Annotated in this window: 8 protein-coding genes; 6 read left to right on the top strand and 2 right to left on the bottom strand. The window is 71.3% G+C overall.

The features are described 5' to 3' along the window. Positions 1-795: hypothetical protein (locus GT354_RS21015; RefSeq protein ID WP_202512116.1), on the top strand; the 795-nt coding region annotated here is incomplete at its 5' end. Between the two features lie 68 nt (positions 796-863). Here GT354_RS21015 and GT354_RS21020 read toward each other — a convergent pair. Further along, a complete protein-coding gene (locus tag GT354_RS21020; protein WP_161357893.1) occupies positions 864-3,959 on the bottom strand; it encodes a non-ribosomal peptide synthetase in 3,096 nt (1,031 codons plus the stop codon). A gap of 207 nt (positions 3,960-4,166) precedes the next feature. Beyond that, the gene (locus GT354_RS21025; protein ID WP_161357894.1) at positions 4,167-4,478 is read right to left on the bottom strand and encodes a hypothetical protein; all 312 of its coding nucleotides are present in this window, start codon (positions 4,476-4,478) and stop codon (positions 4,167-4,169) included. Positions 4,479-4,861: 383 nt separating this feature from the next. On the opposite strand from GT354_RS21025, the gene GT354_RS21030 reads away from it, so the two are divergent. Genes GT354_RS21030 through GT354_RS21050 form a run of 5 tightly spaced genes read left to right on the top strand, consistent with a single transcriptional unit; the run spans position 4,862 to position 11,197 of the window. Continuing rightward, positions 4,862-6,115, top strand: coding sequence for a GNAT family N-acetyltransferase (locus tag GT354_RS21030; RefSeq protein ID WP_161357895.1), 1,254 nt, complete (start codon positions 4,862-4,864; stop codon positions 6,113-6,115). 45 nt (positions 6,116-6,160) lie between these two features. Then, positions 6,161-7,396 carry an aminotransferase class V-fold PLP-dependent enzyme gene (locus tag GT354_RS21035; protein ID WP_161357896.1) on the top strand — a complete coding sequence of 412 codons (1,236 nt, stop codon included), beginning with the start codon at positions 6,161-6,163 and terminating at the stop codon, positions 7,394-7,396. A gap of 23 nt (positions 7,397-7,419) precedes the next feature. Beyond that, the gene (locus GT354_RS21040; protein ID WP_161357897.1) at positions 7,420-8,397 is read left to right on the top strand and encodes a glycosyltransferase family 2 protein; all 978 of its coding nucleotides are present in this window, start codon (positions 7,420-7,422) and stop codon (positions 8,395-8,397) included. Continuing rightward, complete coding sequence (locus tag GT354_RS21045) at positions 8,394-9,785, top strand: NAD(P)/FAD-dependent oxidoreductase (RefSeq protein WP_161357898.1); 1,392 nt, start codon at positions 8,394-8,396, stop codon at positions 9,783-9,785. The genes GT354_RS21040 and GT354_RS21045 overlap by 4 nt, the downstream gene beginning before the upstream one ends. Next, a complete protein-coding gene (locus tag GT354_RS21050) occupies positions 9,782-11,197 on the top strand; it encodes an aminotransferase class III-fold pyridoxal phosphate-dependent enzyme (RefSeq protein WP_202512117.1) in 1,416 nt (471 codons plus the stop codon). Before GT354_RS21045 ends, GT354_RS21050 begins: the two co-directional genes overlap by 4 nt. Positions 11,198-11,220 lie beyond the last annotated feature (23 nt).

The raw sequence follows: 11,220 nt of genomic DNA on the forward strand, positions 1-11,220 counted from the left end.
GTGTGTCTGCGGCTCGCGGTGCCGACCGCGGCGGGGCGGTGGTCGCGCTTCGGGTTGCTGCCCGACGAGGCGCCGCGCGTGTGGCGGCTGCTCGCCGACGCCGGCGTGGTGGTGCGCGGGGTCCACTTGGGAGTGGGGACACTGGTTCGCGGCCCCGAGACGTACCGCGCCGCGATGCGGTTGTGGCGCCGGACGTTGCGAGCGTGGGCCGCCGCGTCGGCCGAGCCGTTCGTGCTGAACCTGGGCGGCGGGTTTCCGGCTCGCCGGGACACCGCCGAACCCAGGGCTCCGTGGCGAGAGTTCGCGTCGGGGGTCGCCGAGGAGTGTCGGTTGATCGCCCTGCCGCCCGAGGACGTGCGACTGGTGATCGAGCCCGGGCGCAGTCTCGTCGAGGAACACGGCGTGCTCGTTGCCCGGGTGGCCGTGCGCAAACGGCGCGCCGACGGCGCCGATCTCCTGGTGCTCGACGCCGGCACCAATCTCGCCCGTACGGTCAAGTCGCGTGCGCACCCGATCGAGTTCGTCGGGGCCGAGCCGCGGTCGGCCGGTGATGTGCCGCTCGCGACGGAGCCGTTCGACCTGTACGGCAACAACTGCTACGAAGAGGACGTCTTCGCCCGAGGGGTGCCCGGGCCCGCGTCGCTCGCGCCGGGAGACTTGGTCGTGGTGGGATGCGTGGGCGCCTACGACATGCCGTTCGCCCACGTGTGGGTCCGGCCGTCGCCCCCGATCCTCGCGCCGACCGACTCCGGCGGCCACGTCGTGGTTCGCGAGCGGGGGACGCGGATCCGGTGATCGGGCCACGCCCGGTCGGTCGGTGGGTGGCGACCGGCCGGGCGGGCCGCGATGCCCGGGTTCGCGGGTCACCGACCCTTGCCCCTCCCGTGCGCGGACGTGCGGTGATAGCGGATGTAGCGGCCCAGCACGGCGGCGTCGATCGTGGGCGGGTGCCAGCCGATCCGGCGGGCGAGATCCTCGGCGCGGGTGATCGAGAACCGCGAGGTGCCGTCGTGGAAGACCTCGTCCAACCCACCCCCGCGCGCCGATTCGTGCCCGTTCGGGTGCCCGGCGGCGACGTCGGGCGCCGGCAGCAGGGCGAGCGCGCCGGCGAGGGTGCGATCCTCGGGGTCGCCGCGCACGGTGTCGGCCAGCATCTTGTGGAAGGTCGCGTAGCCGACCGGTCGCAGCGCGAACGCGGCGCCGAACTCGCCGAGCAATGCGTCCAGTCGTACCGCTCGTGGGTGCAACAGGTGGAACCAGCCGCGCTCGTGGCGCGCGACGGCGGCGGTGACCAGCGTGCCGACGGCGTCCACCGGCGTGTAGTCCAGGGACAGGTCCACGTCCGCGGGCCGCGCCCCCACGCGCAGGCACGCCCGGATGAGCAGATCGGTGCGCGAGCCGAGGTTCGGCACGCCGGTGTCCGTCGCCGGCATCACCTCGCCGAGTCGGTGTACCGCCACCGGCAAGCCGCGTTGCGCGGCCTGGAGAACGAGGTGCTCGCCGACCCACTTCGAGCGCCCGTACCCGGTTGTCGCCGCGGTCGCGGCCGGCCACGGCGCCTCGGGCACCTGCGCCACGCCCTTGGGCGAGTCGGGCGTTTCGGCGCGAGCGGCGAGGGTGGAGACGAAGTGCAGTGCCTTGGGGCGGCCGAGAGTCGCGAAGCGCAAAACCTCCACGGTACCCAGGACGTTGGCCGGTCGATGGGCCGCGTAGCCGCGTACGAGATTGACCAGCGCGCCCGCGTGCACGATCGTGTCGACCCGCTCGGCGAGGTGGGCCGTGTGCGCCGGGGTGAGGCCGAGCCCGGGCGCGGACAGGTCACCGGCCACGGCCGTGACGCGTCGTGCGTACTCGGGGCGCCACAGTCGATAGTGCCGCAGCGTCGCCTCGACGCGTCGACGGGCGGCCTGCGCGTCCGGCGCGCGCACCAGGCAGTACGCCGAGACGTCGGGCAACCGCAAGACCTCTCGCAGCACGTGCGCACCGACGAACCCGGTCACGCCCGTGATCAACACGTGTCGCACGTGCGGCGGTTCCCCGGAGGGCCGGGGGACACGGATGTCCGGATCCAGGGCGAGGTCGGCGCCGACGTGGTCGCGAACGCCCACGTGCCCACCGGACGCGTCGGCGTGGCCGGCTGCCGACTTGGGCGCCGCGAGGAGGGTGGACGTGCCCAACCGCGCCAACTGCGCGGCCACGGTCGGGGCGGCGACCACGTCGCGCACCGAGAAGTTCGTGTGAAACCGGGCCGATACGGCGAGCGCGAGCCGCTGCGCGCTCAGCGAGTCGCCGCCGCTGTCGAAGAAGTCCCGGTCGGTGCGGGTGACGGGTTCGGGCAGTACGCGTGCCCACAACTCCAGCAGCGCGGGCAGTTCCCGCCCGGGCGCGGGGGCGCCACGAGAGCCGGCGGGGTCGGGTTCGTACCCGAGGCCGGTCGGCGGCCGAGTGAGCAGGCGGGCGAGGGCGCCGCGATCGGCTTTGCCGTTGCCGTTGACCGGCATCCGGTCGAGGACCAGGAAACGCTTGGGGACCAGCTCGGCGGGCAGCGCCGCGCGCGCGTGCCGGGTCAGTTCCGCGCTCGACGTGTCGCCGGCCACCGTGACGAAGGCCGCGAGATAGGTCGCGCCGCCGTGTTCGTGGGCGATCACCTTGACCTCGCGCACGCATGGATGCGCGGCGATCGCGTGCTCGACCTCGGCGGACTCCACGCGCACCCCGCCGATCTTGAACTGCTGGTCGCGCCGCCCGTCGAAGAACAGCACCCCGTCCGGGTCGTGGTGTCCCAGGTCGCCCGTGCGGTACATCCGCGGCCCGGGCAGTTCGGGAAACGGGTTGTCCACGAACGCCGCCTCGGTGCGCGCCGCGTCGTCGAGGTAGCCGGTGCCCAGACACGCGCCGCCGATGTGGATCTCGCCGATCTCGCCCGGTTCGACGGGCCGAGCGAGGTCGTCCAAAACGACGGCCCACGTGTTGTCGATGGGCCGACCGATGGGCAGCGGGATGCGCTCGTCCTCGCTGACGTCGTGGAACACGGACCCGATCGCGGCCTCGGTGGGACCGTACGTGTTGACGATCTCGACGCCGGGCAGCATCGCGCGAAAGCGCCGCACGGCACGCGCGTTGATCTCCTCGCCGCCGATCAACAACCGGCGCAGGCACGTGAGGGGCGCTATCAACTGCGGGTCGGAGTCGAGCAGTTCGACCAGGCCGTTGAAGATCGTGGGCACGAAGTCGGTCATCGTGACCCGGTGACGGGCGATCACCCGCACGGTGGAGGTCAGATCGAGCATGTGACCGGGCTCGGGGATCACGACGGTCCCACCGTGCGTGAGCGGCCACAGGAGTTGCCACAGCGACGAGTCGAACGTGTGTCGGCTGTTCTGGAGCACCCGGTGCGGGGAGCCGTCCACGAAGCGCCGGGTCATGTAGAGGAAGCGGTTGAGCAGACCCCGGTGCACGTTCAGGGCGCACTTGGGCACCCCCGTGGAGCCGGATGTGTAGAAGCCGTAGGCGAGGTCTTCCGGAGCGGGACGGGCGCCGCCGCGGTGGGTGTCCGCCGTGCCGAGCCGCTCGACGTCGACCACGAGCGTCGCGGGTCCGCCCGCGTCGGCCGACCACGTGGTCGGGTGTGCCCGGGTTTCGCCCGGCGCGGCGATCGACAGGACGACCCGGGGGGAGCACGCGCGCACCATGTCGCGCAGGCGCGGCGCCGGCCACCGCGCGTCCAGCGGGAGGAACGCCGCGCCCGCCGCCAGCACTCCGAGCATGGCCACCGGCAGCGCCGGGCCGTTGCGGGCGACCAGCGGTACCAGGTCACCCGACCCGACACCGAGATCGTGCAGGTCACGAGCCAGCGCGTTCGCGGCCCGCGTCACGCGCCGGTAGTCGAGGGCATGGCCGGCCCACTCGACCGCCGGCGCGTGCGGGGTGAGCGCCGCCCGGGCCTCGACGAGATCCACAACGGTATGGCCCGCCGGCGGCGCGACGACCCGACCGAGAAACCGTGCAACCTGTGTCTCACCCAACATGTGCATGTCGTCGAAGCCCCTGTCGCATCGTTTCGCAGGCCCGGGCGAGCGGTGGCCGCGGTGTTCGACCAGGCGAGGCCACGAACGCGCGACGCCGCGCATCGATCGGCGATTCCCACCGCCGCCACCGACGTGGGATCAGACCTCGGTCGCGACCCAGCTGATGTACCAGCCGTGGCTCACCGCGTAGTCCACGCTCAACGGCCGGCCGTCCTGCCAGCGCACGTAGATGCGAAAGCCCTTCGCGGAGGGCGTGTAGATGGTGTTGCCGCCGGTGGTCGTCCACATCGAGTCACGACCGCACAGATTCGCCGTGTACACCGGGGTCTCCGCGAAGTTTCCCGCGCTGGTGTCCACATCGATGTAGATCCCGGTGCCGTTGTCCTCTTCCACGTGCTGCTGCCAGTCCCCGACGGGAGTGTTTCCGGCGATAAACCTCGGATTGGTCACGTCGATCCTTTCGACGAGCGAAAGACGCACACCGGACCGGCGGCGTCCGGTGTCGAGTCTCAGCGATCGGTTCCGGAGATCACAAGGCGCCGAAGTCAATCTTCGTAGAAATAAGTTGAATGATCTCCTCCGATATAAGACCCCCGAAACGGAAAAGATCCTTCCTGTGCCACCGGGGGCGTCGGGCGTCGGACCGGCGGTTTTTCGGATTTCCGGAGGAGCCTTGACAGTGCGCCTGCGCGGTGTGAAGCATGACTAGCGGCCGATTGCCCGAATCGGGCCGTTCGATCGGCCGCCGCCGATAATCGCGTTTTCCATATTCGATGTCATCCGACCGGACATCGATTCGATTATCTTCCCCTGTCTGTGAGGTGTGCCCGCCCGTGGATCAGACGCGCATGCGTACCGAGGGATACGAATTCGCTGCCCCGGATTCCTGGGACCGATTCGCCGACGTCGTGGCCCTGGCCTACGGCGGTTACGACGCCGCCCCCGCGTATCGGACGGTCGTCGCCGAGGTGTTCGAGCCCAAACGTTCGCTGCTCGCGCACCGCGACGGACGCACGTGCGCCACTCTCGCGCTGTACTCGCTCGACATGGGCGTGCCGGGCGGCCGTCGCCCGATCGCCGGCATCGGCTATGTCAGCGTGGACCCCACGCACCGGCGCCGCGGCCTGATGCGCGGCCTGATCCTGCGCACCCTCGCCGGTCTGTACGAACGCGGCGAAGAGCCGGTGGCCGCACTGCACACCACCGAACCGGGGATCTACGGCCGTTTCGGATTCGGCGGTGCCACCCGCGCCGTCCACCTGGAAATCCCGCGCCACGCGAGGGAAATGACACCTTCGCACGCCGAACCCCCGCTCCCGGTCCGGGTGGCGGACCCCGCGGACTGCGTCGCGCACATCGCCCGCATCCACGAAGGCGCCCCGGAGCGACGCCCCGGCACCTTCCACCGCGACGACGCGTGGACCCGCCGAGCCCTGACGGACCTGCCCGAACGCCGCGGCGGCGCCGGCCGCCTGCTGTGCATGCTGGCCGAGGACCCCGGCGAGGGCGGCCTGCCGCGCGGATACGCGCTGTACGCGTTGACCGCTCGCTGGGTCGACTCCTACCCGCGCTACGACGTGCACGTGCGCGAGCTGTTCGCCGAGGACTCCTTGGCGTACGCGAGCCTGTGGCGCGCGCTGCTCGACATCGACCTCGCCGGAACGGTGATCGCCGACCGACCCGTCGACGACCCGATCCTGGCCCTGCTGGCCGATCCGCGCAGCGCGGTGCCCGTCGTGCGCGACCAGCTCTACACCCGCCTGGTGGATCTCGAACGCGCTTTGCCGCAGCGCGCATACGCGGCCGAGATCGACGTGGTGATCGACGTCGCGGACGCGGACTGCCCGTGGAACCAGGGGCGTTGGCGCCTGCACACGGGTGCCGACGGCGCCGCGTGCGCGCGTACGGGCGCGGCGGCGGATCTGTCGCTGTCGGCCCGCGAGTTGGGCGCGGTGTATCTGGGCGGCACGTCCCTCGCGCAACTGGCCGCGGCCGGTCGGGTGATCGAACACCGCGCCGGCGCGGTGCGGGCGGCCACGCGGGCGTTCCACCACGATCCCGCGCCGTTTTGCCCGACGGTCTTTTGACCCGGCAACGCGGCGGCCACATAGACGACGTGAGGAGGCGCTCGCATGCCCGGTCCCGGGTACGCGTGGTTCGGTGACGACGAACGCCGCAACATCGCGGAGGTTCTCGACGCCTGGCAGAGCACGATCTCGGTCCATTCCCAACCGGTGTCCGACGACTCGCAGTGCCGCCGCCTCGAACGCGAGGCCGCCGACCTGCTCACGGCCACCCACTGCCTGTCGCTCAACAGCGGCACCTCGGCCCTGCTCGCCGCGCTCGCCGCGCTCGGCATCGGCCCCGGCGACGAGGTGATCGTGCCGGGATACATGTACGTGGCCTGCCTGGCCGCCGTCGCCTACAGCGGCGCGACTCCCGTACTCGCAGACATCGACGAATCGCTCACCCTGGACCCCGAGGACGTGCGGGCCCGGATCACCCCGCGCACCCGCGCGATCATGGCCGTGCACATGCTCGGGGCGGCGTGCGACATGGACGCCCTCACGCGCATCGCGCGAGAGCACGATCTCCTGCTGATCGAGGACGCGGCGCAGGCGTGCGGCGGCGAGTACCGCGGCCGCCGCCTGGGCACCCTCGGCGACGTCGGGGTCTTCTCGCTCAACGTGTTCAAGGTCGTCACCGGCGGCGACGGCGGCCTGCTCCTGACCGACGACCCGCACACGTTCCAACGCGCGTACTCCTTCCACGACCACGGCTGGTTCCCCTACCGACGCCAGGACGGCCCCGGCGATGTACTGCTGGGCCTGAACCTGCGCATGACCGAGTTCACCGCGGCGGTCAGCCGCGCCCAACTCGGGCGCCTGGACGCCGTCCTGGCACACACCCGAGCGCTCGGGAAGGAACTGACCGACGCGATCGGCACGCGTGACGGACTCGCCCGGCGGACCCTGCACGACGCCGACGGAGACTGCTCGACCGTCGCGGTCTACCTCTTCGACGACCGCGAGGCCGCCGACCAGGTCGCCGCCGGCCTGGGGTCGAAGACCCTGCTGCACTCGCCCAAGCACCACTACGGGGGCCTGCCCGAACTACGTGCCCTCGCCGACCCGCGACACCCGTCCTGCCCCTTTCGGCCGGTCGAGTCGCCCGAGCGCGGCCACACGTATCGCCCCGGCGCGCTGACGCGCACCGACGACGTGCTCGCCAGATCGGTGGCCCTGACGGTCGGGCTCACCGACACCTATCTCGGCGCCGACTTCGGGATCGACGTCTTCAGCCGCCCGCACGACATCGCCGCTGCCGCCGACAAGTTCCGAGCGACGGTCGACGCGGTCCTGGGCTGAGCCAACGGAGCGGAGTACGCATCGTGTCGCAACGAAAGCCGGGGGCGCCCACGCCGCCGCGCATACCGCTGATCAGCGTCGTGGTGCCGTGTTACAACGAGGAAGAGGTGATCGCGCAGACGCATCGCCGGATCTCGAAGGTGATGGCGAGCCTGGAGGCCGCCGAGCACGAGATCGTCTTCGTCGACGACGGCAGCCGCGACCGCACATGGGACATCCTCACGAGCGTCGCCCGCGCGGATGCGCGCGTGCGCCTGGTCCGGCTCACCCGCAACTTCGGCCAACAACCGGGCATCATGGCCGGCCTGAGCGAGGCGCGCGGCGACGCGGTGGTCACCATCGACGCCGACCTGCAGGACCCGCCCGAACTCATCCCCGCGATGGTGGAGCGCTGGGCCCAGGGCTGGCCCGTCGTCTCGGGCCGGCGCTCCGAACGCCCCGGCGACTCCCGGTTCAAGGCCGGCACCGCGTACGCCTTCTACCGGGTGCTCGAATTCTTGGCCGATCACCCCGTCGCGGTGGACACGGGCGACTTTCGCCTGCTCGACCGGGCCGTCGTGGAGACCCTGACCCGGCTGCCGGGCGACACGGGCTTCATCCGCGGCCTCGTCGGATGGGCGGGCTACGACGAGACCAGCGTCGAATACGCTCGCGAACCACGCTCGGCCGGCCGGTCGAAGTACACGCTGCGCAAGATGGTGGCCCTGTCCCATCGGGGCCTGATGACGTGCAGCGCCGCCCCCGCGCGGCTGCCCGTCGCCGTCGGTGTCGGGTGGCTCGGCGCAACCGCGCTCGCCAGTGTGCTGCGCCGACGGCCGATGCCCGCCGCCGCCTGGACGTTCGGGTGTGAGGCAGTGCTCCTGGGCGTGCTGGGCGAGTACCTGCTCGTGGTCCACCACGAGGCGCGCGGCCGACCGGCGTACGTCGTCGGCGCGCGCGTGTCGCAACGCGCCGTCAAGCCGGTCGCCGTGCTCGCCAACCCCGAAGGGCAGGTGTCGTGACGGCGCGCGGCCCCGGCCGATTCGACGTCGTGGTGGTGGGAGCCGGTTTCACCGGACTCGCCGCCGCGCACGAACTGGGCCTCGCGGGCCTGAAGACCCTCGTGATCGAGGCCGAGGACCGCATCGGCGGCCTGGCCGGCACGTTCGACGTCGCGGGCGGCAGCCTCGAACGCTTCTACCACCACTGGTTCGAATCCGACCACGACATCTTCGGGCTGCTCGCCGAACTCGGCAGCGCACACCTGATCGAACGCCACCCGGCCCGCACGGGTTTCTACCACGCGAACACCATCCACCGACTGTCGAGCCCACTCGACGTGTTGCGCTTCACGCCGCTTCCGCCGGCGGACCGCGTGCGCCTGGGGCTGATGGCCGTACGCGCCGCGCGCGTGCGGCACTGGCGCCAATTGGAGTCGCTCACCGCCGAGGAATGGCTCGTGGGCATCGGCGGCCGGCGCGTCTACGAAAGCGTGTGGCAGCCGCTCCTGGAAGGCAAGTTCGGCGCGTACGCCTCCCAGGTGGGCGCGACGTGGATGTGGACGAAGCTGCACCTGCGCGGCGGCAGCCGGGGCAGGTCCGGCCGCGAGGTGCTGCACTACCTGCGCGGCGGCTGCGGCGCCCTGTTCGACGTCTGGCGACCTCGACTGTGCCAACTCGGCGTCGATCTGCGCCTGCGCAGCCCGGTCGGCGCCGTGGAGGTCGACCACACCGGGGTCACCGGCGTGCGCGTGGGCGACGAGGTACTCGCCACCCGACGCGTCCTGGTGACCACCGCGCCCAGCCTGCTCGCCGACATGCTCGCCGGTCAGGACGACGCCCACCTCGCGGTGCCCGCGGTGCGCCGGCGACTGGGCACCATCCCCTACCTCGCCAACATCTGCCTGGTCCTGGAGAATTCGCACGCGCTCTCGGACACCTACTGGCTCAACGTCGACGACCCCACGTTTCCCTACGTGGGCGTGATCGAGCACACCAACTTCGACGACCCGGGACGTTACGGCGGTCGGCACATCGTCTACCTGTCCAAATACCTGCCCGCCGACGCGGAGCTGTATCGGATGAGCGACGAAGAGGTGCTCGCCTACAGCCTGCCGCACCTGCGACGGATGTTCCCGCGATTTCGCGACGCGTGGATACACGACTATCACGTGTGGCGCGCCGACCACGCGCAACCGGTGATCACCGCGAACTACTCGCGCGTCGTGCCGGAGGTGGAATGCGAGATCCCCGGCCTGTACATGGCCGGCATGGCCCAGGTCTTCCCCGAGGACCGGGGCACCAACTACGCGGTGAGGCAGGGCAGAAACGCGGGCCGGCTCATCGCCGACCGCACCCGCGCCCGCCGGCGCGCCGGCCTGGCCGGCGTACGAATGGGAGGCCACACGTGAGCGAACTGCTCGATGCGCGAGCGTGCGAGCGGTTGTCGATCGACGAGGTCCACGACCTGTATCGCCGCCATGTCAGCCGCGGCCAGGTGTCGCTCCTGGGCGCCTTCGGCTTCGGCCGCGACCTCGTCGATCACGCCGAGGGCGCCTGGATCACGTTGCGCGACGGGCGCCGCGTACTGGACTTCACCGGCGGCGTGGGCGTGTTGAACCACGGCCACAACCATCCGCGCATCCTGGCCGCACGCGAGCGCTTCGCCCGGCGCCGGACCATGGAGGTGCACAAGAACTTCCTCTCCCCCTACGTGGCCGCGCTCGCGCACAACCTCGCGGTCCTGCTGCCGGGCGACCTCGACATCGCCTACTTCCCCAGCTCCGGCGCCGAAGCCGTCGAGGGCGCGGTGAAGTTGGCCTACAAGTACCACCGCGGCCGGCGCGGCACGATCCTGCACACCGACATCTCCTTCCACGGCAAGCTCCTGGGCGCGGGCAGTCTGACCGCGTCCCCCGAGGTCCACTTCCCGTATCCCCGGCTGCCCGGTACCGACCGTTTCCGTTTCGACGACCTCGACTCGTTCGAACTCGCCCTGGACCGCCACCGCACGCGCGACGGCAGCGATGTGTACGCGGTGGTCCTCGAACCGTTCAGCGCCTCCGCCGTGCGCGAGTGCTCCGAGGAGTTCCTGCGCGCGATGCGCCGTCGCTGCGACGAACTCGACATCGTGCTGGTCTTCGACGAGGTGTTCACCGGGTGGGGCCGCACCGGGACGCTGTTCCACTTCATGCGCCATCCGGGTCTGATCCCCGACGTGGTCACGATGTCCAAATCCTTCGGCGGCGGCAAGGCGTCGATCTCCGGCTACGTCGCCCGCGAACCGCTCTTTCGCCGGGCATACGACAACCTGGCCGACGCGACGCTGCACAGCACCACCTACCACGGCTTCGGCGAGGAGACCGTCACCGCGCTCGAAGCCGTCGCGATCGCGGTCGAGGACGACTACCCCGCGCGTGCCCGCCACATCGGCGAGCGGCTCGGACAGGGCCTGGCCAAACTCGCCGAAACGCACGCCACGCTCGTCGCCTCCACCTTCGGACGCGGCGCGCTGCACGGGGTGTTCCTCGACGCCACGCCGACCCGCCTGGACAAGGTGGTGCGCCTGCTCCCCGCATCCTTCGCGCGCGACCCGCAACTGCGCGCCAAACTCGTCACCGGAGCCGTGGTCGCCGCGCTGTACCGCGACCACGACATCCTCACCTACTTCGGCTCCAACCACGGGCTGCCGCTGATCGCCGCGCCGCCCCTGATCGTCGAGGACCGCGAGATCGACCTGTTCCTCGCGGCCCTGGACAGTGTGCTCGACAAGGGCCTCATGCGGCTGGTGGCCGCGTTCGTCAAGGAACGGGCGAGCGCGTGAGCAACCTCGCGCGGGCCACGCGG

Origin of the sequence: Streptomyces sp. SID3343 (genome assembly GCF_009865215.1) — a bacterium.
Taxonomy (GTDB): domain Bacteria; phylum Actinomycetota; class Actinomycetes; order Streptomycetales; family Streptomycetaceae; genus Embleya.